Raw genomic sequence first — 25,823 nt, forward strand, 5'->3', positions numbered from 1 at the left:
AACTGCCCCTCGATGAGCGACCCGTACTTTCAGAAGCTGTTCGCCCATCGCATCGGCGGCGCCAACTACGGCAAGGGCACGGAGATCTACAAGTTCGAGAAGATCAAGCGAGCCAAGCGGAAGGCGCTCGCCGATTATCCCGACCGGACGCTGATCGACTTCGGCATCGGCGAGAACGACGACATGGCCGCCGAGCCGGTGCGTCAGGTTCTGAAGGCCGAAGCCGACAAGAAGGAAAACCGCGGTTACGCCGACAACGGCATCCTCGCCTTCAAGGAGGCTGCCGCGCGGTTCATGCAGCGGCAGTTCGGCGTGGCGCTCGACGCCGCGACCGAGGTCAACCACTGCATCGGATCGAAGACGGCGCTGGCCATGCTGCCCGCCTGCTTCATCGACCCTGGCGACGTGACCCTGATGACGGTCCCGGGCTATCCCGTCGCCGGGACGCACACGGCCTACTACGGCGGCTCGGTCTATAAGCTCCCGCTGCTGCCGGAGAACGACTTCTTCCCCGATCTGGACGCCATCCCCCGCGACGTGGCGGCGAAGGCGAAGCTGCTCGTTCTCTGCTATCCCAACAGCCCGACGGGAAAGGTCGCGACGGTCGACTTCTACAAGCGGGCGATCGAGTTCGCGCAGAAGAATGAAATCGTCGTCGTGCAGGACGCCGCGCACATCCTGCTCTCCTACGAAGGCGAGCCGCTTAGCTTCCTGTCGGTGCCAGGCGCGAAGGAGGTCGGCGTCGAGGTCCATTCGCTGTCGAAGGGCTTCGACATGATCGGCTGGCGCCTCGGCTTCGTCGCCGGGAATCGCCTGTTGGTCCAGGCTTTCGCCGACGTGAAGGACAACTGCGACTCGGGCCAGTTCATGGCCATCCAGAAGGCAGGCGCCGCCGCGCTCGACGACCCGTCGATCCCGCAGCGGATCCGCGCGAAGTACCGCCGGCGCCTCGAAAAGCTCGTCGCGACGCTGCGGCGCTGCGGCTTCGAGTGCTCGATGCCGGGCGGGTCGTACTTCCTCTACACGAAGGCTCCGAAGTCCGCCGGGTCGACGACCTTCAAGAACGCGGGCGAAGCCGCCGAGTTCCTGATCACGCAGCAGTCGATCGTGACCGTCCCCTGGGACGACGCCGGCGCGTTCCTGAGGTTCAGCGTCACCTACGAAGCCGCCGACGAAGCTGCCGAGGATGCCCTGATGGCTGATTGCGAATCGCGGCTGAAGAACATTCAGTTGGCGTTCTGATTCTGCCATGCTGGGGAAAACGCGGCGTGCGCGGATCGAGCGCCGCCGCGATCGTCCTCCGTGCGGAATCCCGGCATGTACCGCTTGTCGCTTTTAGCTGCTTTCCTTGTATCGATCCTGACGCTCGGCGCTGTCCGGGCGACGCTGGCCCAGGACGAAGCGCCGAAGGCTGCCGATACTGCGACGTCCGCCGAGGCGAAGACTCCCTCCGCCCTCGCCGATACTGCCGCCAAGGCGCTGCAGGAAGAACGCTTTCTCGACTACGCGAAGCTGGTCCATCCTGACGAGCGCGAACGCTTTCGCAAGTTCGCGATCGCCGTGATGGACGCCGCGGAGGAGGCGGACGTGCTGCACGTCATCGGCGGGTTCTTCCGCGATGCGGCGTCGCGGGACGCGATCGCGAAGGCCGATTCCGCCGACGTCCTGGCCGACTTCCTCAAGGCAATGGTCGAGCAGGTTCCCGACTTCGCGGAGACGAAAAGGGACCTGACCTTCCAGCCGCTGGGCGAGGTCAAGGAGGCCGACAAACTGGTCCACGTCGTCTGCAAGACGGGCGGACCCAAAGCGAGCGTCGTCACCTGCGTCGTCGACGGCGACGGCTGGTCGCTCGCGCTGCCGAGCGAGGTGCAGTCGCTGATGTCGAAGGCGGGCAAGCTCAAGAACGCGAAGGCGACGCCGGAGAACCCGCTCGCCGCGCTGGAGATGCTCCTGCCCGACGAACTGGTCAGCGTCGCCGTCCTGGGCCGGGTGAAGGAGGGCGAGGATCTCGTCTGGCTCGTCTGCCGCACCGGACAGCGCTCCGGCGCCGCGATCGCTTACCGCGTCGACGCGTACGCGATTCCGAAAACCGACGCCGCCTGGCCCTATCTCGACCCCCGCCGGCGTCGCGAACTGGAGAACGGCCTGCTGCAACGCTGGCGTGCCGAGCAGGCCGCGCGGAACACGCTGGAGGGACTGCCGTTTCCGTGAAGCTTCTTTGTCGAGGAAGCTACAGATCGCTTCGCCGAAGACCTTGCTGACCGCTGCCGCGTACACGCAGGACGACGGCCTCGTCCCCATCCAGCACAAAGATGATGCGATACGTGTTCCCGTGCCTGGTCTTGAAGAGAGCTTCTCGGAGGTCGCGACGGAGTCGACGCGCCTCATGAGACAACGGATACGAAGTCGGCGCGAGAACGATAGCCGCTTTCGCATGGTCGAGAGCGCGCAACCAAGCTTCCGCTCCCGAAACTGAGCGTCGGGAAAGCCACTCTACCGTCAAGTCGACATCTTCGACGGCCTTGGGTCCGAGGCGCAGGCGGACCTCGCTCACGACAGACCGTACTTCTGGCGAATTTCCGCGATGACCTCCTCGTAAGGACGTCCGCGATCGCCTGAGTCGAAGTCTTGAAGCGCCTCCTCGACGGCTCGCAAATCCGCGTCTCGCTCCACATCGGAACGCGAATCCCCCATCCACTCGTCGAAAAACTCGGCGACCGTGCGTCTCTCCCCCGCAGCGAGACGCTGCTCGGCGAAGCGGCGGAATTCGTCGATCTGTGCGAGCGTGTCGGACATGAGGATCTCCTTCCCTTCCATCGTACGTTCGGCGCCGTCGTCGTTCAAAACGGCTGACCCACCGCGTTGCAGAGGAATCGCATCAGCTTCGCGGCGGCTTTGAAGGCGTCGGCGGTCTGCTTCACGAAGGCGGGCGAGCGGGCGTCGGCGAAGTCGAACTTCGCGACGCCGATGAAGTCCTTCCGCTTCAGGTCGTCGATCTGCTGATGGTCGGCAGGGAAACCCTGCGGCGGGCGGGAGAGGCTCTCGCCTTCCAGCGAATAGCGCTCGCGGAATGGCTTGGAATCGCGCGCGGCGACCCAGGCCTTCGGGTCGGCGACGATCGCTTCGCGAATCCGACGAAGCGCGGCGCTCTCGGGATGCCAGATCCCGGCGCCGAAGAAGCAGCCGTCCGGATCGAGGTGAACGTAGAGGCCCGGCGCGTGTACGTCCTTGCCCGCGACGTGCCGAAACTGGATGCCGACGTTCGTCTTGTACGGAGTCTTATCCTTCGCGAACCGCGTGTCGCGATAGATCCGCATCAGCGACCCGCCGACGGGCCTGGGATCGACGGCGACGAACGGCGAGAGCTTCTCCAGCGGCCCCTGCATCGCGGCGATGAACGCCAGCGCCGGTTCCTTCAGGACGCGAACGTAGCGGTCCTTGTTCTTCTCGAACCAGGGCCGCTCGTTATGCCGTTTCAGTTCGACGAGGAACTTTTCAAGGTCGGCAGGAAAGCCGACGAAGGGAGCCATGGTCTCTGCGTCCGCACGAAGCGGGAGGAATGGATTCGCTCACTATAGCGAACCGCTTCGGCCCCGCCTTAATCACGAGAATCGCCTGTCTCGCCTGATACTTCCCCGGCGAAGCCTTCGACGAAGAACTGGGAATTCGGGCCGATGGTCACCGCATGCGCTGCCGGAAGGGACAGCTCCCCCCGGGGCAGTCGTTCCAGGCCCGGGATCTCGCGCAGCGGCACGCCCGCAGCTTCGCCCCGCCTCAGCAGTTCGGCCACGCGTTCGCGTTCGCCCGGTCGCTGCGGATCGACGATCGTCGCGATTGAAACGTATGCGGGTTGATTCTCGGGCGCGTCGGTTCGGGACAGATCGACGAAGACGAGCGACGTTTCGGTCAGCTTCGCCGGCCCCGCGTCCCACGCCTTCGTGAACGTCTCGGCATCGACCGGGGAGACGCGGAGAACCACGCGTTTTTCATCAAGTCGCAGCGATCGCGCCCGTCGGAGTTCCAGCGAGTTGCGGCGTACTTCGCGAGCGGCCAGTTCCCGGTCGTAAATCGCGATCGCCTCCAGCGACCCGGAGAAGCCCGGCCCGCGGCTGTCCGTCGGCCCGAACGACAGCTTCGTCCCTTCGACAGCCACGAGCGACCCGGCGCCTTCGACCTGCTCCTGAAGCGCCGGCGTTCCGTCGCGATAGGCATGCAGACGCCCTTCACCGTAGGTGACGACGACATGCATCGGTTCGCCCGGCGAAAGCTCGCCCAGGTCGCGCTCTATCAGGGTCGGCGGCTTCGCCTCGGCATCCGGTTCGCCCGACGCTGCCTCGATCGAGAAAGCCAGCGAGAGCTTCGTTCCTTGCAGCCGCAATTCAAAGGCGGGCGGCACGTTCGGATCGGCAGGATCAGCCATTCGCACGAGCGAAACGCTCTCCCTGGTCGGTTCGATCGCCAGCACGGTCGTCTCGAGCGAGAAGCTGCCGGCTTTAGATAAGGCTGCCGCGACGATTCGGGAGTCGTCGTCCGCCGCGACGAAGCGACCTCCGTCGACGGCGAGCCGGTAGAGTCGGTCGAACCAGGCTCTACCCTCGCTCGCGACGGTCGACGTGCGGGCTTCGCCCGTCTGCGGATCGTCGAAGGAGATGCCCGCCGCGGAGGCGACATGCAGGAAGACGAGCCCTGCGCGTCGCGTCGGCCAGAGCCCTTCTTCCAACGCCAGGCCGCTCCGGGCGCTGAGGCCCGACTGGTCGGTCTTCACGATGACCGACTGCGGCTCCCGGCCTCGCGAGGGGAGCGTCCGGCGGAACTCGACCTTCCCCTCGCGCACTTCCAGCCGCGTCGCCTCCTGGCTGACGTCGAGCAGCAGCTCCGTCCCCAGCACGCGGGCTTCCGAATGCGGCGTCACGAACGTCATCGGCGCCCCGGCAGGTTGCGGAGAGACGCTGGCCGTCAGTTCGCCGCGCTCGACCTGCACTCGCTTCGCGCCTCCGAACGGCTTGTCGGCGAGCGTGGCCACCGTGCCCGCTTCGAAGATCACGCGAGTCTGATCGGCATAGATGAGTTCCACGCGTCCCCCTTCGTCGACGCGAAGGCGATCGGAGGCGCGAAGTTCGTCGCCGGCTCGAAGGGGCTTCGACGCATCCCCGTCCGCGACGAACGCGTCGCCCTGGATCGTCTCCACTCGAGCGACCGTCGGATGCCACGCCGATAGGAACAACGGCGTCGCCGCCGCGAACGCGAGAATCGCCGCGAGTGCGACCGTCCATCCGATCCAGCGGCGCGACGACCGGCGCTTCGCGTATTCCTGAAGCTGACCGGCCGCGAGCGCGCGAAGTTCGGCAGCCCGGGTATCGAGGGTCTGTTCGCCGCGAAGCCAGTCGGAGACGCGCTGCCTGACCTGCGCCGGGAAGTTCCGGCGATCGACGGCGAACTTCTGCGCCAGGAGTTCGTCGAGCACGAGGTCGCTGCGCAGGTCGGCGACGCGGGCGGGATCTTCTTCCAGCCAGCGCGCGAGGGCGAGCGTCTCCCGGTCGGAGAGCGAATCGCGATCGTCGAGATACCGGCGGACGAGCGTCTCGCCTTCGCCTGCGTTCATGACGCTCCGTCCCGCGAAAGCGTCCGGTCGATGCAGCTTCGAAGCTGTCGCCGGACGCGATGCATCGCCACGCGGATCGCTTCGGCCGTCGATTCCAGCGCGGCAGCGATCGCGTGCGAGGAAAGATCCTGTTCGTATTTCAGCAGCAGCATCTGCCGCGACTTGGGCGCCAGGCGTTGCAGGCAGCCGTCGAGGGCGTATCCGATGGAGTTCCGCCCGTCGGCCATTTCGACTTCCAGTTCCGATTCCTGTCCGGCCAGCAACTCCGCCACCGCGTCATGGTGCAGACGCCCCCGCCGGGCTCGCCGCCGGAGGTGGTTCAGGCACAGATTCCGGGCGATTCCCTTGAGCCAGCGGGCCGGCTCGACATCCTCGGGGATCTTCCCCCAGCATTTGTAAAGTTCCAGGTAGACGTCCTGCGCGACGTCGTCGACCTCGTGCGACGCGATCCCCATTCCCGCGATGTAGGCGCGAATGCGGGAGTGCGTCTCCTGCATCACGGTTTCGAAATCGACCTGCGTCACGGGCGGACCAATCGCGGGCGGCATGATCGTCGATCCGGCGAATGACCGCGCGACGGTCGCGAGGACCGCCAGGGCGCTGGGCAGAAGTCGACCCTTCGCCGGATCGTCCGTCTTTTTGGACGAACGGCCCCGGCGAACGACCGGGACGCTTTCCCGATCGTAAATCAGATGGCCGCGAAGGGCCCGCCCCGTTAGCGACGGAGGGCCCCGGAATCGAAAATTTCGCGAGACGCTCGCCGCGAATCGTCAGAAGGAGCGATTTGAAAGCCGGATTCTGCGGTCGGAATCACGGTTTGGAGGTCGCGGGAGCCGCGGGTCGGGGCGCCGATGATGCGGGAGGCGCAGGTGCGACGGGAGCCGCAGGAGCCGGCGCGGCGGTCGGACCCTTCGCCGGAGCGCTTCCGACCGGACCGCCCGCGGACGCGACCGGCGCGGCTGCGACGACCGGCTTCGGCTCCGTCAGGGTCAGGATGATGTCGGCGTACCATGCACAGTTCAGGCCCAGCGCCTCGTCCTGATCGAGATCCCGCGTCACGTCGAGGCGTGCGGCATGAACGCCCAGCAGCGTCCAGGGAAGCGTCTTTCGACCGCGCTGCAGCGACATCCGGGCGACGACCGGGGCGCCGCTCGTGCCGCGATGGGTTCGGGCGTCGTGCAGGAAGTAACCGTTCCCCTGAAAACGCATGCCGAACGACGAAGCGATCGCCGAGCGTCGGGCGACCGGCAGATGGTGCAGATCGTCGTGGAATCCCAGCGGGAAACCGACGACCAGCAGCGAGGCGCCGACCTCGATCTCGTCCAGTTCCTCCACCATGTGATGGGGCGTGAAGGGTCGATAGACGAGCGTCGGGGGCAGCGCCGACCGATCGAGTTCCAGCGCCGCGACGTCGACCTCGCCCTGTGAGTCGACCGCCTGCTTCCAGAGCGGCGCTCTCGAAGCGTCGTACAGCGGAACGGAGAAGGGCTGCACGACGGTCGCGTTCTCCTCGTCGACGTGCAGTTCCAGTTCGATTCGATCGGGCCGGTGATTCGACGGTTCGTCGAACAGGACGTGACGGTTCGTCACGACGTACAGGCGGTCGTCTCGCTCGAAGAAAAAGCCGGTGGCGCCGGAAAGTCTCTGGGTCCCCCGAAAGGCGCTGACGCGGGTGACGGCCAAAAGGATCGATTCAATCACAGTTCGCAACTCCGTTCGTGTTCGCGATGATTCCTGAGCGAGCGGCGTCGAACGACGCACTGCCGCTTCCCGCCTCGGCGGCGCCCGCTGCTTCGCCGCGGTATAAGCAATCGCCGTGCCGCGGATCGGCTGGCGTCAATCCGTCAGCGCCGGCAGGTGATCGAGCGTGGCATCCCGCTCGACGTCCAGGATTCGCAAGTCGGCGACTCCGCCGGACTCCGCTCTCAGACGGGCTCGCGCGGCGTCCGAGAGTCCAGCCCGTTTCGGCGACAGGATCTTCGACCGTTCGGCGAAGCGCTCCGCGGCGGTGCGGGAAGCGTGATCGAGCGTCTCGCTCCACTCATTCCGATCGGCCTGATCGGCCAGCTTCGTCGCCCGCAGCCAGGCCTCGGTGAACCAGCCGCCCCGTTCGGGATCGAACCAGGCCGGATGGCCCGGCGAAGCCGAACTGACGTCGATGCGCCCGGTATGGCCCAGCAGTCGTTCCGCCCAGCCCCGTCGCGCTGCGTCCCGATCCGCTTCGTCGGGCCCCGCGTCGTCATCGACGCCGGACAGCTTTTCGGTCAGCAGCCGTCCGGCGGACTCGTTCAGGATCGTGGATTCGTCGCAGGCGTCAGTCAGCAGGATCGTCAGTCGCGCGTTGCGCATCAGCATCGCTTCCCACAGCGACCGGCGAAGCAGATCCCCTTCCTGCAGCCGCAGGAACTGTCCGTCGTCAGGCGCGGCGTCCTCGTCGACGGCGAACCCGTCGAACCGCTGGAAACCGACGTCGACCGCATAGCGGCTGTCGAATCCCGAACGGGCGACGACGTAAACGAACAGCGTGTCGCGTTCCCGGCAGGCGATCTCTTCCGTCTTCCGGAGGATGCCCCGGGCGTCGCATTCGGACCCGATCAGTTCCGTGATCTCCAGCCGCTCCGGCGGCAACGCGGCTTCGAGCGCCTCGCGAACCCTCGCCAGCGACGGGTTCGCGACCGCGGCGAGACGCTCGTCGGCCGTGGGCGCGATCAGCAGGGCTCGAACCACGCTCTCTTCGTGCGGCGCGTGTTCAGGCGGCGGAACGTCTTCGGCGAGCTCCAACTGGCGAACGGCGTCGATCGTCCATTCTTCCGCCCCGCCCGTGTCGCGGTTCATGACTCTCAGGCGGGGGCGACCGCCGGAGGCATGCATCACGCGGTTGTACGTGAGGAGCGAATCGATGCGGACCCCGTCGACGTGGGTGATAACGTCGCCCCGCCGCAGAAACCGCGTGATCTCCGGGCGATCGACGCTCTGCAGCAGTCGATCGGACGCGACTTCGTCCCGCGACATCACGATCAGCGAACCGTCCGGCATGCCCTCGCAGCGGATCCCCAGGCGGTACGTCATCGCCTGGCCGATCGATCGGGGACTGACCGTCTCGTAGCGGATATCCGCCCGGTCGTCCTGAGCGAGAAGGACGTCGCCAGACCCGATGACGAAGATCGCGAGGATCGTCGCCAGCGCGTAACGGAGCATGCCCGACATCGAAGGTTTCCGTGTGCCACGGCTGGCTTGTGCAGCCGTGCGAGGCGCGAGCTTTCGTTCGACTATGGCTCCGACCCATCTCCTCGCAAGCGATGCGACGTTCGAAGCCCACCTGCTTTGCAAAGCGACTCTACGATCTCTGCACGGCTGGGCAAGCCAGCCGTGGCGCTCAGGCGTTCGTTCGGCAGCGCTTGCGCCGTCGCTCCTGCGATTCTATGCCTTCGTCTCGGAGGCGGTGAAGGCTTCTGACGCCCGCTTCCGCAGTTCCGACAGATCGAGCTTGCCCGTTCCGAGCACCGGGATCTCGCTCGTCTCCAGCCAGCTTTCGGCGCCCGGGATGAAGATGTTGGGGAGACCCATCGCGGCCAACTCCTTGCGGATCTCGTCGACCGGCTTCGAGAGGGGCGTATGGAGCACGATCAGGCGCTCGCCCTTGGTCGGGTGCGGAATGGCCGTGACTGCGACCTGAAGGGAGCCCGATTCCTGGCCTCCCAAGATCTTTTCGATGGACTCTTCGATCAGCAGGTGGGGCACCATCTCGCCGCCGATCTTGGAGAAGCGGCTGATGCGCCCGGTGATCTTGATGAAGCCGTCTTCGTCGAGGTAGGCGACGTCGCCCGTCTTGTACCAGCCGTCGTGGATCACTTCCGCCGAATGTTCGGGCTTGTTGAGGTAGCCCTTCATGACATTGGGCCCCTTGATCCAGAGCATGCCGGGCTGATTGGCGGTGAGAACCGCTTCCGTATCGAGGTCGAGGACCTTCGCCGTCACGCCCGGGAGGGGGCGCCCGACGGTGCCCTCCTTACGGTCGACCTGAAACTGGTCGATTGACCGGCTGGGCGGAACGTTGACCGACACGAGGGGCGACAGCTCCGTCGCGCCGTAGCCCTCCACGGGGCGTGCGCCGAACTTCTTCTCGAACGCTTCGCAAAGATCTTCCGGCAGCTTCTCGGCGCCGGCGACGACGACGTCGAGCGTCTTGAATTCTTCCGGCGTGCAGCGGGCGAGGTACATCCGGAGGAACGTCGGCGTCGCGACGATGATCGTGCCGCCGAACTTCTGGATCACCTTGCCGACCTGTTTCGCGTCGAGCGGCGAGATGTGATAGCAACCGCCGATATCGAGCGTCGCGGTCCCCCAGATCGTGACCGTCGACCCGAACGAGTGAAAGAACGGCAGGATCCCGACGAGGACGTCCTGCTTGGTGAGGTGGACGACCTGGGAGATCCCTTCCACGTTGTGGGCGATGTTGCGATGCGTCAGCATCACCCCCTTCGGCTTGCCCGTCGAACCGGAGGTGAAGACCAGGCAGACCTCGTCGTCGAGATCGATCTTGTCCAGGCCGAGCTGCCGGCTGAGCATCCTCGCGGGGGTAACATAGGCGCCGAGCGCCCCGGCCAGCTTATCCGCCGTCGTGGGGCCCTTGGCCGGATCTTCGCGGAAGTCCTCCATATAGACGACTTCGCAGTCGAGGTTCATGGGCTCCCGCTCGGAGAGCTTCTCCATGACCTTCCTGCTCGTCAGGACGTGCTTGATGCCGGCCTCGCGGATGCAGTAATTCAGCGTCTCGCAGGTGACCGTCGTATTCAGGTTCACCGCCACGCGGCGATCGAGCGCGACCGCCAGGTTCGCGACAAGCCCCACGACCGACGACGGGAGCAGCAGGCCGACGTACTTTTCGTTCTCTTTCAGGACGTGCCGGCGGAGGAGCCTGCGCAGGATGAGCGTCCGCATCAGAAGCTGGCCGCCGGTCATCTCGCCGGCGAGCAGGTCGGCGACCTTGCGGGTGCGCAGACGCTTCTTGCACATGCGGATGAAGCGTTCTTCCAGCGACTGGGTCTCGGGCTTTTCGGTCATGGCGTGCGCTCCCAGGTCCTGCACCGCCCGACGTACCTCATGCACGTCCTTGGGCTTCTCGATGGGGGGGCCGAAGTAGATCGTGACGGGATAAGGCCAGCGGCGAGGCCATTTCCAGAAGAACTTGCCGCCGGAAAAGCTGAAGACCGATCCCCACAGTCCGTGGAGATAGACGGGGATGACCGGGGCGTCGGTCCCTTCCAGGATCTTCATCAGCCCCGGCTTGAACGACATGATCTGTCCCGTGCGGGAGATGCCTCCCTCGGGGAACAGACCGACCAGCTCTCCATTGTTGAGCGCCGTGCGGGCCTCGCGTAGCGCCGCGACGACCTCCTTAGGGCGCTTCGCGTCCAGCAGGATCGTCCCCCACCACCGGGCCCACCGCGTGAGCCAGTCGCCCGCGAAGTTCCCGGAGAAGACCACCATCCTGACGCGACGTGAGGTCACCAGCAGCAGCAGGAATCCGTCCAGCCACGAGACGTGATTGCAGACCAGCACCGCTCCGCCGTAGTCGGGCAGGTACTTTCGATTGACCACCCGCACGCGATAGATGGAGTGGACGGCGAGCCAAACGAGAAATCGGATCGTCGTTTGCGGAATGAGCCAGACCGCGTACGCCATGACGGGCGTGGCCATCGCCCCGACGACCAGGAAGACCTCGCGCGTCGACAGCAAAGGCGGACCGACCGCCTGATCGAACGCCTCCCGAATCAGGAACCGATCGTTCGGCGACAGAGCGAAATAGAACGCCGGCGTGAACGGCAGCTTTCGCTCCTGGCGCTCCTGCACGTCGGCGGCGACCAGTTGCACGAGCGCCTCGCGGCGAAGCGAATCGGGCAGATCCGCCGTCAGCTCGCGAAGGTCGCCGAAGTCGGTCGTTTCGAGCTGCGAAGGCTCCGTCGTCGCGGCGCCCTTGCGTCGTTCTTCGTCGGATCGGGCCCACGCGTTCTCGTGCCGGGTCAGCAAACGATTCAGACGGTCCGCGTCTTCGGCGGAGAGCGGCAGCCCTCGTTGCTCTTCCGGGATGCGAGCGATGTCGCCGGGCAACGGCGCCCGCATCGCGAAGAAGACGACCGACGTCAGCAGGATGCCGGAGAAGGTCAGGAAGTTCGACGCGGCCAGCACCGCGCCGCGGCGGTCGGGATCGCTGCGGCGCTGGAGGTAGGACTCCAGCGGCACGTCGAACATGCCCGAGCTGACGCCTAGAAAGAACAGGAGCGCGCCGGCCCAGATCAGCCCTCCCGTCAACGCGTCCCCCGGCTCGAACAGTTGGGGCGGCACGAAGAACAGCAGCGTCGAAAAGAGCGCCACGCCGAACAGGCCGATCGGAAGCAGACCCAGCTCGACGTGATCGCCCGAGAGGACGCCGGCGAGCACGCTGCCGACCGCGAGGCCGATCGTCAGGCAGAGCAGCAACGGCGTCTTATCGGACTCGTGAAGCCCGCCCGACTCCATCGTGAACTGATCGATGTTGTTGACCGCCAGCGCTCCGACGGCCCAGAAGAAGGCGATGCCGATCGCGACCCGCAGCAGCGACGGCTTCGCGGCCAGCGTCCTCAGTTCGTCGATCGTGGCCTGGATGGCGAACCAGGGGAACGGTCTTCCGGGATCGCCCGCCGGGACGCTGCGGATCAGGTAGCTCGTGGCCAGGCCTGCGAGCGCGACGCCGATGACGGTCGCGCCGGGGATCCACCACTGCTCCATCCCCTTGTAGCCGGCGACGTCGTAGAGATAGCTTCCGCCCGCCATGCCCATGACGGTGGCGCCGATCGTGGCGAAGCCGAACCAGCCGTTCGCCGCCGAGATCGATTCGGGCTTGAGCAGTTCCGGAAGCGATCCGAATCGGGCCGGCGCGAAGAGCGAACTTTGTGCGCCGAGCAGCAGCACGACGCCGATCAGCAGCCAGAAGCTCCCCAGTACGATCGCCAGCGTTCCGAGGATCAGGATGGCCAGCTCCGCCCATTTGCACCACAGGATCACCGTCCGCTTGCGGAAGCGGTCGGCGAAGTATCCGGCAGGCGCCGCCAGGAACAGATACGGCAGCACGAAGCAGGCCGTCCCGACCATCAGCACGAAGGCCGGATTGTCGGGGTAGTAATCCTTCCCGATCCCGATCACGAGCCAGCGGAACAGATTGTCGTTCAGCGCCGTAAAGAACTGCGTCAGGAGCAGCCCGGCGTAAGTGCGGGAGGCGAGCCCCTCGCCCCCCTGCCAGGCGCCGCGATCCGTGGGAAGAGCCGCTTCGAGCGACATCCAGTTCTACCGCTGCGTACGAGGGTGCATGCTCTGCCGATCCCTCGGCAGGGCGGTTCGATCAGCGGAAAGTGTACCCGCCGGCGAGGGTTACGTTGTATCGCAACCTCGGCATCGGAGACGAAGGCTCCGCGACCGCCGCTTCGGGCTTGGAGCCCCGTCGCCGCTCCATTTTGCGCAGCCTGTCAAATGAGTAGCGGAGCTGGGAGCTGGAACGTCCGTGTGCCATGGCTGGCTTGTCCAGCCGTGCTGAGAACTGGAGAGCTGTCAGCGGCTCGATGCGACCGCGTGTCGCCCGCTCTCCTTGCGTCGGACAGCCGATTAACCCACGCATAACCAGCGTCCGCACGGCTGGACAAGCCAGCCATGGCACACGGTCCGTCCGCGTTTCGGAGCTTTTCCTCACGGAGCCTCGACGCGTTAAGGGTTACGTGAGCCGCAAGGTCGCCTAGACTGAAAGACGCCGGGCGGAGCCGCATTCCTGCGGAGCCGTGGCTGGCACGCTTCTGCCGTTCATGGACGCCGTCATGCTGTTTCGTCGCGACCTGCCGTCGCCGTTTCTCGATCGATCGTCGCGCGACCTGGGTGGCGCCGGTTGCCTCAACCGGCGTCCGCGAAGCGGATCGGAGGCCTCAGGAGCATCTCGGATCGATGGCGCCTCTCTCGATTCGGTTCTGCGTGGAGTGAACCGGGCGAGCCAAGGCTGCGTGCGCACCGGGGCCTCCGACGGGTTGCGCCCGCGCCGGTTGAGGCAACCGGCGCCACCCCAGACCGCCGACATCTCGTGCGACGCTAGTCGTTACGTCATCCTTCTCGCCGCGCTGATCGTGGCTGCCGGCAGCCTGTTCGGTCTCGCGCCCGCGGCGGAAGCACAAACCGTTCAGGCCGTCTACGGCGAGGACTTCGGCGTGGCGACGGTAACCCTCCCGGTCGCGGGGGAGCATGCCGACGCCGCGCTCGCGACGGACGGCTTCGCGCTCCGCAGCGAGACGGGTTGGGTCGGCTACCCCGTCTTCGCACCGACCCGCGTCGGGCCCCTGCTGCAGCAGATCGTCGGTCCGTTCATGAGCAGGTCGGGCAACGTCACCGTCCGTTTCCTGTTCCGCGGATCGGAACCTTTCACCGCGACCGTCTACACGCCGGCGCCGCAGCAGATTTCGGTCGTGCCCCGGCAGGGAAATCCCCGCCAGTTCACGCGGCAGGTCAACGAATGGCGTCGGGCGTACGACGCGCAGTTCGAACTGCTCGACGAGCCCTTTCCGCCGACTGCGGAAGCCTACCTGCGAAACATGCTGCCGGCCCGCTACGGCCTGGCCGCGCCCCCTGCCCCGTCCGCGGCGCCCGATTCCGAACTGTCGCGAATCGCCGATCTGCTCGCCGGTTCGGAGCGCCTGCGGATCGAGGCGGTCCGCACCGCCTTCCTGCGTCAGGAGGCCCCCGCTCCCGCCGCGCGTCCCCTTCCGCCGCCGATCGCGTGGAGGCCGCTCGCGATCGCGCCGGAGCTTCAGGCGAACGAGGTCGAATCGATCGCGATGGGCGTTCCCGAGGAGTGCTTCTACGTCCGCTTCGGATCGTTTCAGAACTATCTCTGGCTCGAAAAGCTGATCGAAGAGAACGGCGGCGATCTCTCGCGGATGCTGACCCTTCGCGGCACCTCGCTCAAGCAAGGGGGCTTCGCCCAGCGGCAGCTCGGCCTGCGAAAGAACGAACTGGCTGACTGGTTCGGCAGCTCGCTGATCGACGACGTGGCCGTGCTCGGACGCGATCTCTACGTGCAGGACGGCGCCGCGATCGGCGTGATGTTCCTGGCGAAGAGCGACCTGCTTCAGGGCGAATTCGAGAAGACCCGCAAGAGCGTCCTTGCCGAACAGAAGGCGCTCGGCGCCAAGCTGACCGAGGTCGAAATCGCGGGGCGACCGGCATCGTTCCTCGAAACGCCGGGAGGCGAACTGCGCAGCTACTACGCCGTCTCGGGCAAGTACCACCTGCACACGAGCAGCCGCGCGATGGTCGAGCGATTCTTCGCCGCCGTCGACGGCGATCGTCCGCTCGGTTCGTCGCCCGAGTTCCGCAACGCCCGGCGATTGCTGCCGATCGACCGCGGCGACACGGTGTTCGGCTTCTTCTCCAGCGAGTTCTTCCGCCAGACGCTCGACAACGAGACGCAGATCGAACTGGCCCGACGGCAGGCGTCGCGAGCCGAACTGGAGATGCTCGAACTGGCGCGCCTCGCCGCGATGAACGAAGGGCTGGAGGACGTCTCCGTGGAGTCGCTCGTCTCCGCCGGCTTCCTGCCGCTCGGCTTCGGCCAGCGACCCGACGGCAGCGTGCTGATCGAAACCGAGGCAGGTCCCGTCGATTCGTTCCGCGGACCGCTCGGCGCCTTCATGCCGATCGCCGACATGCCCCCCGAGGCGCTGACGCCGGAGGAAGAAGCGGTCGCGCTGTCGCGCAAGAGCTGGTTCGAGACGCAGGGCCAGGACATTCAGCCTCTGTCGTTCGCGATGCGGCGGTACGTCCTGTCCGAAGAGCCGCGGATCGAACGCGTCGCCTTCGACGTCAACCTGTCGCCCCTGCAGCGGGAGCGGATGGGCTGGATGCTGGACATGATGGGGACGCAGTCGAACGTCTACATCCCGCCTGCCGACGGCGACGCCATTCATCTTCAGGCGAGCGTGGCAGGAACTCCGGGCGGCCGCGTCGGACCGCACACGCTCTTCCTCGGCGTGCAGGACGTTCCGGCCAAGGGCGACCTGGTCGGCGCGGGACTGATGAAGACCTTCCAGACGCTCCGCTCGGCGCCGGGCTATCTCGGGTCGTATCCGAGGGCCGGATGGCTCGACATTCTGCCCGGCGTCGCGGGACCGGGTCCGGCGCAGGCGGGCTATCAGCGACTCTTGTTCGGGCTCTATCGCTGGCAGCAGCCGGAGTTCTCGCTGGTCGGGTTTCATCCCGATCTGCTCGACCGGGTGCGCGGTCAGGTCAAGCCGACGACGAGCGATCAGATGGCGATCGGCCACCTGTCGATTCAGGACCTGTCGGACGCCGACGTCGGCACCTGGGTCAACGAACTCTACCTCGACCGGGCGCTGACGATCTCCGACGGCAACGCACGGTTCCTGCATCGTCTGTCGGAACAGTTCGGCCTGCCCCGTCAGGAAGCGCCCGCCGTCGCCGAACGCGTCCTGGGCGCCGAGATGGTCGACACCCTGGGAGGAGAGTACGTCCTGACCGGCGCCGAAGAGGGACCCGGCATCTGGCGCTCCTCGGTCGCGTGGGAAAAGCCGATCAGCGAGATCGAGTTCCGGGCGCCGGTGCTGGAGTGGTTCCGCGGGGCGACGGCGACGTTGTCGGAGCGCGACTCCGCGCTCTGGCTGCACGCCGATATCGACATGGAGCGAAAGCCGCTGGCGAACGACTTGGCGCCGTTCAAGCTGCCGGAGTTTCAGCTTCCGTTCTGGAACTCGCCGAAGGAAAGCGCGACCGACGACGAACCCGAAGCGCCGGCGCGGACGACCGAGGGCATTCTTCCGCCGGCGACCCCGACGGAAGAGCTACCTCCGCCCGAGCCCCTTCCCCGCCCGCTGCCGCTGGAAGCGCCCGCATCCGGCGAACAGGACTGAGTTCTCGGAAGTAGCTCGTCGATCGTTCGACGCCGTTCGCCAGCGAGCGGCGTGGGGATCGGGCAGCGCTGGCCGGCTCAAGTCAGGCTACTTCGTCGCGCCGCTCTGCCCCGCGGTTTCCACGACCAGCGTGGCGTTGTGGCGGGTCTCGGAGAACTTCTGTCCGTCGAGTTCGCCTTCGCCCGGTTCGACGTACTGCACGTGCAGGTCGATGAAGCCCGGCTGGTCGAGCGCCAGCTCGGCGGAACCCTTCTCGTCGGTCATCGCGTTGACCGCCGGGCGGCCCGGGATCGAACCGCTGATCTCCGCTTGCGGGAGCGGCTTTCCCTTCCAGAGCGCGGTCAGCCGGAGCTTGCCGTTTTCGAGTCGCTCCGCCCTCAATTCGAGATCGGGGCGAGCGTCGGCGGGAAAGGCGACCCGGGCGCCGCTCTCCAGCGCCGGAGCCGTCTGGGCGTAGCCGACCGATCGATACGTGACGCCTTCTCGTTCGCGGACCCGCGGCGTCCTCATCGCGGAGAGCATGCCAGGGCCGGCAGGCGCCGAGCCGACCATGCGATCGCCGCCGAGCGACAGGGGGACGAGCGTCCGTTCCCCCTTCATCGGCGTCCACCAGACTTCGAGGCCTTCCAGATTCGCCAGCAGCCGCGGTTCGTCCGGTTCCGGCGCATGGCCGAAGAAGCCTTCGACCTTCGTGGCCTTCTCGCCGGGCGACTGCTTCAGATAGATGAAGTGAGCCTGAGCCGACTGGGCGGCCAGCGCGATGCCCGCGACGGCGATCGTCGAAGCGAAGAGGAAGCGATGCATGAAAGACCTTTCGGAAGGCGAAGCAGGATCGCCGGGAGACGTAGGAGAGTTGCCTGTGAATTCCGCCGGCTTCAGAACTCGCCCAGCGGCTGACCGTCGTTGCGCGAGAACAACCGCCGCCAGGTGGCGAGTTCGACCGTCTCGGCGATCGCTCGAACGCTGCCGTCGCCGAGCGTCACCTGCACGGTCCCGGGGTGGTTACTGCGGGCGGCGAACAGGCCGTCGCCGTGGAATCGCGTGTCAGGGACGTCGCTGTTCGGGGGGAGATAGGCGTTGACCATGATGTTGTAGCCGCGCCCGCCCCAGATCCAACTGAAGGCCCGCTCGCCGTCGTAGCCCGTCGAGGCGGCGCCGTTGATAGCGCCGGCGTCCAGCGTGCCCGGGCTCGCGCCGTTCGTGGCGATCTTCTTCATCTGACGCTTCGGATCCTGCAGGTCGGTCGAACTGACCCGCGAGCCGAACAGGGTCTCCGAATAGAGGACCGTGTTGCTGGAGCCGTCGGTGATCGAGGCGAAGCGGAGGTTCGAATCGAGATAGAAGATGCCGTCGGTCTTGTTCACGATCGAGTAGTTGCGACCGACGCCCGAACCGACGTTGACCATGTAATTCCCCGCGGCGAACAGGTCGTCGTCGTTCTTGAGCGTCATGATCTCGCCCCCGTCGGACGGGCATTGATAGACGGCCAGCGGCGTCGCAGCGACCGTCTGATAGATCGGGTTCAGATCGCCCAGATGATCGTTGCCGACGACCAGCGGCTGCGAGAAGTCCAGCAGATCGTGGAGCGAGCGTTGCTCCATGAACGGCAGCAGCTTCGCCTGCACCGAGTAGGCGTAGTTGCGACTTCCCATCGAAGGGAAGCGCCGATAGGCCGACTCGTAATTGTGCGTCGCCAGCCCGAACTGCTTCAGGTTGTTGCCGCAGGACATGCGGTTCGCCGCTTCGCGAGCCGCCTGGACCGCCGGCAGCAGCAGCGCGACCAGTACGCCGATGATCGCGATGACGACGAGAAGCTCGACGAGGGTGAAACCCTGGGATCGTTTCATGGCGGGATTCTCTGGGCAGGACAGGCGGGCGACGCCTCGAACCGTTTCCGAAGGCGACGCGACCGCCCCACCAGTTTACGAAGAAAGCCCGCGATCGGATGTTCCGATGGCGGGCTTCACGCGTTTTTCGCGGAGGCGACGATTTCTTACGGACGGGGCGGCGGAGCCGGTCCGAAGGCCGGGCGCGGCGCGGGAGCGTCGGCGTCCTCGAGATCTTCGTCTTCCATTTCTTCGTCTTCTTCCATTTCCAGATCTTCGTCCAGGTCCCCTTCCGGATCCGGCAGCGGCGGCAGCGCGGGCGGGAAGATGGCCGAATCGAGACCCATCGGCGGAGCGATCAGGTCCATCGGGTTGACGTCGAACGGTTCGCCGCCGAGCTCGCTGAACTTCTTCTTCTGCTCCTCGGTCATGACCGCCATCAGGTCCGCTTCCAGCTTCGTGCGAGCCTGGCGACCCTTTTCGCGCAGCGTGGTCGGATCGACCTTGCGAGCGAAGATGTCCTGGAAGAGCTTCTCCGTCTCCTTTTCGTTCGCTTCGTAGATGTCGTTGATCTGCTTGACCTGATCTTCCGACAGACCGATCTCCGTAACGACGTACTCGTCCTGGAGGGAGCGGTTCTTCTTGAGCTGAACGACGATCTGACGCAGCCGCGACTGCTGCTTGGGAAGAAGCTTGTCGAAGAGCTGCTTCTCGTACTCCTTCTTCTTGTCGGCGAGGAGCTTCTGGATCTCCTTCTCCTGACGCTCCTTCATCGCCTTGATCTCGGTGAGCTGCACCTCAGCCAGGTCGAGCTCGTTCTGGATCACCGGCTTGTCGACCAGCTGCAGCGGAGCGAGCGGGTCGGAGAAGCCGGGCATCATCGCCATGCTACCCGGCTTCGGAAGACCGCCCGGGAGCGGCGGAAGACCGCCGGCGGGAAGATTCGGAAGCGGGGGTTGCGCGTTAGCGAACGGAGCCGCGACTGCGAACACGACCAGCGGAGCGGCCGCCAGGGCGATGCCCGCGAGCGTCCGACGAACGAAACGGGAAGTCATACGACGGAGATTCCTGCAATAGAGAGAAGGCGCTCGTTGCACCAGGCTTTACGCACCAGATTGCCCATGTTCCCTAAACCGCGACGGGCGGAGGGCGTTGCGGACCAATCGACGTTTTTCATTTTACGGGCGTCCGAAACGCGGGACACCCGTCGGCGCCCGACGGAGCGTCGGAAACGAGTTCCGATCACGTCGATTCTACGGCGGCTGAGTCGCGACGAACCGCAGAATCTTCCGACGAAGCGGATTGCCGGGATCTTTCGGACGACGACAGGCGACCCGCAGTTCCCTTGCCCTCAACTAGCGAAGGCGTACCAGCTGAACAGGAACGCGAAGTAGGCCGACTCCTGTGCCCGGAAGCCGAGCGTCCGCGGAAGATAGGCGTGGATCGACTCGTGGTAGCTGTACGCGGCGTAGTGCATGTAGGCCGCGGAATAGAACCAGCCCTGGTCGCCGGTCACGACGCCGTAATAGGCGTACTCGCGACCGTACCAGGCATAGAGATAGGCCAGGTAGGCCGTCTCCGCCTGCGCGGGCCGCGCCCTCGCGAGCGCCCGCTCGGCGTAGATGACCGCGGCGTTCGACCGAAGATACGCATCCTGCTCGTAGGCGGCGGATGCCTGCCGCGGGGCGAACGACGCCGTCAGCGCCGCCGCCGAAAGAATGAGCGCGATCGCGCTTCGCGACACGAGTTTCGCCGAGAAGCCCATCGGACACATCCGCTTCTTGTAGAGGTCCGTCGATCGTTCGACATGGGATAAGAGCGAACGGCAACCGCATCGGCTAGCGGGGGACGGGAGCCCCCCGAGTTCGTCGACCGAGCAGAGCGACGGTCGAGCGATCTTGCCGCTGTGTGCCATGCCCACATCTCCGAAGGAAGGGTGGGCATGCCCAGGGCCGGCCGAACCTTACATGCCCACCCTGCTGGCGCGATGTGGGCATGGCACACATGACACTTAAGACTGACCTGCCGAATCGAACTCCCGCGCCTAGAAGAACGCGGCCCACCAGCAGAGGTTCGACGCGGCGTTCGCGCGCAGGCTGGCGTTGTAGGAATCGGTTCCCCCGACGCCGTAGAAGACCAGCGCTTCCCACAGATCCGCGGCAGCGTCGTGGTAGACGATCGCGGTCTCGAAGTACGGATCGTAGTCGTACCAGTCGCCGTACGCGGCGTACACGTAGCCGTAGTACGAGTAGATCGTCGCGTAGTAGTGGTAGTTGCCTTCGATCCCTTCGCCGTCCGACTGCCAGGCGACCCACGAGGCGAGATACGCGTCGTACGACGACTCGAAGGCTTCGTTCTCGAACAGGGCGCTCGCTTCGCGCGGCGCGGCGAACAGGGCCGACCCGACGAGCGCCGCGACGACGGCGAAGGTCTTCAGACCGGGCAAGAAAGACCGCGACGAAGCGCGGCGAACCGAAAACGCAGAGAACATGCTGTCCCTTCCCGAGGCAGTCGCCGAAGCGACTTTGCAGATCCGTAAAGGCGGTCCGTCGCTCGTCATGATCGCGCCAGCCTGCGCAATCCGTAGATTCGCGATTCTGACGAAGCCGGGAAGGCAGGTCAAACTGCGGGTCGAAAGTTAGCCGCGCAGAACGGCGAAAGAGCGACGCAGGTTAACGCAGCTGCTGCTTCCGGGGAGACAGGCGCCGTCAGTTCGCCGCATCGCGGGCTACTCAAAGGCAGCACTGGCGTAGCCAGTGCCACCCGAGAAGAGCGGGAGAGGGAACTAGCTAACTCTTCAGCAGCTTCCTCAGCACGGTCTGCAGGATGCCGCCGTTGCGGTAGTAGTCGAGTTCGACCAGCGTGTCGATTCGCGCGACGGCATCGAAGGTCTTCGCGTCCCCCTGCACGTTCGTCGCGGTGACGGTCACCTTCGACCCCGGTTTCAGGTCGTCGGCGACGGGGATGTCGAAGACTTCGCTGCCGGTCAGGCCGAGCGACTCCCACGTCTCCCCATTCTGGAACTGCAGGGGGAGCACGCCCATCATGACCAGGTTGCTGCGGTGGATCCGCTCGTACGAGGCGGCGATCACCGCCCGCACGCCGAGCTGGAACGTTCCCTTGGCCGCCCAGTCGCGGCTCGATCCGGTGCCGTATTCCGCCCCGGCGAGGATGACCAGCGGGACGTGCTCCTGCTGGTACTTCATCGCGGCGTCGTAGACCGACAGCAGTTCGCCGTCGGGGAAGTGGGTGGTCCAGCCCCCTTCTTTGCCCTGACCGATGGCGTTGCGGATGCGGATGTTCGCGAACGTGCCGCGGACCATCACGCGATCGTTCCCCCGGCGGGAACCGTAGCTGTTGAAGTCGACCGGCGCGACGCCGCTGGCCTGCAGGAACCGACCCGCAGGGCTGTCCTTGGAGATGGCGCCGGCGGGCGAGATATGGTCGGTCGTGACCGAATCGCCCAGCGCGAGCAGCACGCGAGCGCCCTGGATCTGCGGAACGGGCTGGATCTCGACCGTCAGGTCGGCGAGGAACGGCGGGTTCTGGATGTACGTGCTTTCGTCCTGCCAGTCGTACAGCTCGCCGCCCGAGATCTTGATCTCGTTCCACATCGGATTGCCGTCGAAGACCTGGCCGTACTCCTGGAGGAACATCTCGGCCAGCACGCTGTCGCGGACCAGCGTCTGGACCTCTTCGTGGGTCGGCCAGATCTCCTTGAGAAAGACGGGCTTGCCCTGACCGTCGTAGCCGAGGGGCTCCGTCTCGAAGTCGACGTCGACCGTCCCAGCGAGAGCGTACGCGACCACCAGCGGCGGGCTGGCGAGATAGTTCGCGCGGGTCAGCGGATTGACGCGACCCTCGAAGTTGCGGTTGCCGCTGAGCACGGCGGCGGCGACCAGATCGCCCTCCTTCACCGCGGAAGCGACCTCGTCGGGCAGCGGACCGCTGTTGCCGATGCAGGTCGTGCAGCCGTAGCCGACGACGTTGAAGCCCAGCTGATCGAGCGCGTCCATCACGCCCGCCTTGCGGTAATACTCCGTCACCACGCGCGAACCGGGCGCCAGGCTGGTCTTCACGTACGGCTTGACCGACAGGCCCTTCTCGACCGCTTTCTTGGCCAGAATGCCGGCGGCCATCATCACCGACGGGTTGCTGGTGTTGGTGCAACTGGTGATCGCGGCGATCACGACGGCGCCGTGGCCGATCGTGCTGGCACTGGGTTCCTGTTCCACGATCGCCGTGCGCGCGAGCGCGGCGGAATCGAGCGCGAACCCGCGCTCCGCGATCGGCGCCGAAAGCGCCCGCTGGAAGGACGACTTCATCTTCGACAGCGGCACGCGATCCTGCGGACGCTTCGGCCCCGCCAGCGACGGTTCGACGTCGCCCAGATCGAGCGAGAGAACCTTGGTGAACTGCGGCTCAGGCGCGTCGTCGGTCCGGAACAGGCCCTGTTCCTTGCAGTAGGCCTCGACCAGGGCGACCTCGTCCTTGGTGCGGCCCGTGTTCTGCATGTAGCGAAGCGTCTCGGCGTCGACCGGGAAGAAGCCGATCGTCGCTCCGTACTCCGGCGCCATGTTGCCGATGGTCGCGCGGTCGGCGAGCGACATATTCGACACGCCCGGCCCGAAGAACTCCACGAACTTGTTGACCACGCCTTCCTTGCGGAGGATCTGCGTGACGGTCAGGACCAGGTCGGTCGCCGTCGCGCCGGGGCGAAGCGCGCCCGACAGGCGGAAGCCGATGACCTCCGGCAGGAGCATGTAGATCGGCTGGCCGAGCATGACGCCCTCGGCCTCGATGCCGCCGACGCCCCAGCCGACGACGCCCAGGCCGTTGATCATCGTCGTATGGCTGTCGGTCCCGACCAGCGAATCGGGATAGGCGACCTCCCCTTCCGCGTCTTTGCCGGTGAAGACGCACTTGGCCAGGTATTCCAGGTTCACCTGGTGGACGATGCCGGTGTTCGGCGGCACGACGCGGAAGTTCGCGAACGCCTTCTGCCCCCAGCGGAGGAATTCGTAGCGTTCCAGGTTGCGCTCGAATTCGATGGCGACGTTCTGTTCGAGCGACTCGGGCGTGCCGAATCGATCGACCTGCACCGAGTGATCGATGACCAGATCGACCGGGATCAGCGGATTGATTTTCTTCGGATCGCCCCCCAGGCGGCTCATCGCCTCCCGCATGGCGGCCAGATCGACGACCGCCGGGACGCCGGTGAAGTCCTGCAGCACGACGCGGGCGGGAAGAAAGGGGATCTCCTGCTCGGGCAGCGACGTCGGATTCCACGACGCGATCCGGCGAACGTCGTCCTCGCCGACGATGAAGCCGTCGACGTTCCGCAGGGCCGATTCCAGCAGCACGCGAATCGAATACGGGAGCGCGTCGATCTTCGCGACGCCCGCCTTTTCGAGGCTGCTCAGGCGATAGATTCCGATTTTTCGGCCGCCGACGTCGAACGTGCCGCGCGCGTCGAAGGGATTCGAATTCATGCGTACGAAAGCGAAAGGTGAAAACGAGCGAGAGCGGGCCGTCCCGTCGGGCGGCGAAGGTCAGGCGAAATTGTAGTCCCCTTAAGGCGAGCGGGGGGTGTCAGCCCCCCGTGTCCTGCAAGGGAGATCGATGAATTTCGACGTAGTTCGTCGAGAGTTGCGTCCAGCCGCCTCGCAATCGTTCCGAGAACTCGGTGGGGCTGACGCCCTCCGCTCGCCGGTAGCATATACCCTGATCGATCGATTCTCGCCCGCGCCTTCGCTATCCCTGCCCATGTCCAGGCGGTTTCCGCTTCTCGATTCGACGCCGCTCTTCGTCGTCGCGGCGTCGCTGCTGGCGATCGTGAGCCTCCTCGTGCTCCGCTCGGCGGCGCTCGAGGGGGAGAAGGCCCGCTGGCAGGCCCATGTGCGCGAGATCCAGGCTTCGGGAGCCGATCCCGCGGCAGTCGACCCGCCCCCGGGATCCCACGGCATCTGGGTCGTCGCCGGAATCGCTGCCGCCCTCCTCGCCGGCGCCGGAGCCTATGCCGTCGCCCGCGCCGTGAGGTCGAGTCGCGACCGCCAACTTCGCGAACTGGCCGAAGCGATGGACGACACGGGGCTGTTCGAAGGCGACGGCTTCCTTCGCCGGCGCGACGCCGAAGCGCTGGGCGAAGCGGCTCTCGCCTTCGCCCGGATGCAGCGCCGCCTGCGCGAAGGAGCGGAAGACCTGGTCCAGGATCGCGATCGCCTGCGCGCGGTGCTGGCCGCCATGTCAGAAGGCGTGCTCGCCGTCGATTCGGAACGCCGCGCGCTTTTCGCGAACGGATCGTTCCGCCGAATGTTCGATCTGGAGACGACCGTCTTCGAGGATCGGGACTACAAGGAGGTCGTCCGGCAGCGCGCGATCCACGACACGATCGAAAAGATCCTGCAGGACGGAGGCGCCGCCGCGGTTGAGATCGAACTGCCCGGGCACCTGCGCCGGGCGCTTGCGGTGGCGGTCGGCGCTCTCGAAACCGAAGAGCCGGCGCCAGCCGTCGCGAAGTTCGACGCCGGTTCGAAAACGCAGGCGCAGCGCGGCGCGGTCGCCGTCTTTCGCGACGTGACGGAGCTTCGCCGGCTGGAGCGTTTGCGTCACGAGTTCGTCGCGAACGTCTCGCACGAACTGAAAACGCCGCTCGCGTCGATCCGTGCGTACGCTGAAACGCTGCGGCTGTGGGCTCACGAGGATCCGGCGCGGGTCGATCTGCTCTGCTCGCGGATCGAGGAGGCGGTCGACCGGCTGAACGCCCTCGTCCTGGATATGCTGCAGATCGCCCGGATCGAATCGGGCGAGCAGACGTTCGAGATCGTCGCGACGAACGTCGACGAAGAGATCCAGGCCTGCATCGCCCGGTTCGGGGAGCGCGCGGCGGTCAAGAAGATCGCGCTCGCCGCCGAACCGCTCGCCGACCGCACCGTCGCCGTGCTGGCCGACGAACAGGGGCTCCGGACCGTGCTCGACAACCTGGTCGACAACGCGGTGAAGTACACGCCGGAGGAGGGCCGGGTGAAGATTCGTGCCCGGATCGAACGGGATCTGGTCGCGATCGACGTGCAGGACGACGGGATCGGCATCTCGCCGGTCCATCAGGCCCGGATCTTCGAGCGGTTCTACCGCGTCGACGACGCCCGGTCCCGGGACGCCGGCGGCACCGGGCTGGGCCTGTCGATCGTGAAGCGAATGATCCAGGCCTTCGGGGGGGCCGTCGGCGTGCAAAGCGCCCCGGGGCGCGGGACTACCTTCACGATTCGCCTGCGAAAAGCGACCGAAGCGGGATCTTCTTAATGGTTCCTTAATCGCTTCTTCATCTGATCCGCAATTCCGCCTACTTTAATGAAGGCCGTGGATTTCGGTTCGGGAACCGCGTCGGAGGGGCTGCTCCCTCTCAGGTTCGTTTCGCCCCGAGGCACGGCTCGTCCGCGAGCCTTCGCGCTGATC

Annotated in this window: 17 protein-coding genes; 4 read left to right on the forward strand and 13 right to left on the reverse strand. The window is 66.0% G+C overall.

Features of this window, described 5'->3' with window-relative positions; translation table 11 throughout:
- The first annotated feature begins 12 nt into the window (after positions 1-12).
- Together SH602x_RS00980 and SH602x_RS00985 are read left to right on the forward strand one after the other, a co-directional pair.
- Positions 13-1,242 (forward strand): LL-diaminopimelate aminotransferase, encoded by a 1,230-nt coding sequence (locus SH602x_RS00980; RefSeq protein WP_479475032.1) that lies wholly within the window; start codon positions 13-15, stop codon positions 1,240-1,242.
- A gap of 75 nt (positions 1,243-1,317) precedes the next feature.
- Positions 1,318-2,211, forward strand: a complete 894-nt coding sequence (locus SH602x_RS00985; protein WP_479475033.1) for a hypothetical protein — start codon at positions 1,318-1,320, stop codon at positions 2,209-2,211.
- A gap of 339 nt (positions 2,212-2,550) precedes the next feature.
- On the opposite strand, the gene SH602x_RS00990 is transcribed toward SH602x_RS00985, so the two are convergent.
- The 7 genes from SH602x_RS00990 to SH602x_RS01020 all read right to left on the reverse strand — a co-directional run bounded on the left by SH602x_RS00990 (position 2,551) and on the right by SH602x_RS01020 (position 12,919).
- Positions 2,551-2,796, reverse strand: a complete 246-nt coding sequence (locus SH602x_RS00990) for a hypothetical protein (RefSeq protein ID WP_479475034.1) — start codon at positions 2,794-2,796, stop codon at positions 2,551-2,553.
- A gap of 44 nt (positions 2,797-2,840) precedes the next feature.
- Complete coding sequence (locus tag SH602x_RS00995; RefSeq protein WP_479475035.1) at positions 2,841-3,530, reverse strand: DUF2461 domain-containing protein; 690 nt, start codon at positions 3,528-3,530, stop codon at positions 2,841-2,843.
- A 68-nt stretch (positions 3,531-3,598) separates the two neighbouring features.
- Positions 3,599-5,602 (reverse strand): FecR domain-containing protein, encoded by a 2,004-nt coding sequence (locus SH602x_RS01000; RefSeq protein WP_479475036.1) that lies wholly within the window; start codon positions 5,600-5,602, stop codon positions 3,599-3,601.
- Entirely contained in the window at positions 5,599-6,150 is a 552-nt protein-coding gene (locus tag SH602x_RS01005) for a sigma-70 family RNA polymerase sigma factor (protein ID WP_479475037.1), read from the reverse strand. Before SH602x_RS01005 ends, SH602x_RS01000 begins: the two co-directional genes overlap by 4 nt.
- A gap of 262 nt (positions 6,151-6,412) precedes the next feature.
- Positions 6,413-7,303 (reverse strand): trypsin-like serine peptidase, encoded by an 891-nt coding sequence (locus SH602x_RS01010; RefSeq protein WP_479475038.1) that lies wholly within the window; start codon positions 7,301-7,303, stop codon positions 6,413-6,415.
- Positions 7,304-7,438: 135 nt separating this feature from the next.
- On the reverse strand, positions 7,439-8,809 hold the full coding sequence (locus SH602x_RS01015) for a hypothetical protein (RefSeq protein ID WP_479475039.1): 1,371 nt from the start codon (positions 8,807-8,809) through the stop codon (positions 7,439-7,441).
- 213 nt (positions 8,810-9,022) lie between these two features.
- Positions 9,023-12,919, reverse strand: a complete 3,897-nt coding sequence (locus tag SH602x_RS01020) for an MFS transporter (RefSeq protein WP_479475040.1) — start codon at positions 12,917-12,919, stop codon at positions 9,023-9,025.
- Positions 12,920-13,746: 827 nt separating this feature from the next.
- Here SH602x_RS01020 and SH602x_RS01025 point away from each other — a divergent pair.
- Positions 13,747-16,542, forward strand: a complete 2,796-nt coding sequence (locus SH602x_RS01025; RefSeq protein ID WP_479475041.1) for a hypothetical protein — start codon at positions 13,747-13,749, stop codon at positions 16,540-16,542.
- 87 nt (positions 16,543-16,629) lie between these two features.
- On the opposite strand, the gene SH602x_RS01030 is transcribed toward SH602x_RS01025, so the two are convergent.
- The 6 genes from SH602x_RS01030 to acnA all read right to left on the reverse strand — a co-directional run bounded on the left by SH602x_RS01030 (position 16,630) and on the right by acnA (position 23,860).
- A complete protein-coding gene (locus SH602x_RS01030) occupies positions 16,630-17,346 on the reverse strand; it encodes a hypothetical protein (RefSeq protein ID WP_479475042.1) in 717 nt (238 codons plus the stop codon).
- Positions 17,347-17,417: 71 nt separating this feature from the next.
- Entirely contained in the window at positions 17,418-18,389 is a 972-nt protein-coding gene (locus SH602x_RS01035; RefSeq protein ID WP_479475043.1) for a DUF1559 family PulG-like putative transporter, read from the reverse strand.
- A 146-nt stretch (positions 18,390-18,535) separates the two neighbouring features.
- Positions 18,536-19,423 carry a hypothetical protein gene (locus SH602x_RS01040; protein ID WP_479475044.1) on the reverse strand — a complete coding sequence of 296 codons (888 nt, stop codon included), beginning with the start codon at positions 19,421-19,423 and terminating at the stop codon, positions 18,536-18,538.
- Positions 19,424-19,719: 296 nt separating this feature from the next.
- The gene (locus tag SH602x_RS01045; protein WP_479475045.1) at positions 19,720-20,133 is read right to left on the reverse strand and encodes a hypothetical protein; all 414 of its coding nucleotides are present in this window, start codon (positions 20,131-20,133) and stop codon (positions 19,720-19,722) included.
- A 279-nt stretch (positions 20,134-20,412) separates the two neighbouring features.
- Positions 20,413-20,859, reverse strand: a complete 447-nt coding sequence (locus SH602x_RS01050; RefSeq protein ID WP_479475046.1) for a hypothetical protein — start codon at positions 20,857-20,859, stop codon at positions 20,413-20,415.
- Between the two features lie 298 nt (positions 20,860-21,157).
- Positions 21,158-23,860: an aconitate hydratase AcnA gene (gene acnA / locus SH602x_RS01055; RefSeq protein WP_479475047.1), complete on the reverse strand. Its 2,703-nt coding sequence runs from the start codon at positions 23,858-23,860 to the stop codon at positions 21,158-21,160.
- Positions 23,861-24,134: 274 nt separating this feature from the next.
- On the opposite strand from acnA, the gene SH602x_RS01060 reads away from it, so the two are divergent.
- Positions 24,135-25,670, forward strand: coding sequence for a sensor histidine kinase (locus tag SH602x_RS01060; RefSeq protein ID WP_479475048.1), 1,536 nt, complete (start codon positions 24,135-24,137; stop codon positions 25,668-25,670).
- Positions 25,671-25,823: the final 153 nt, after the last annotated feature.

Source organism: Lignipirellula cremea (genome assembly GCF_056501455.1).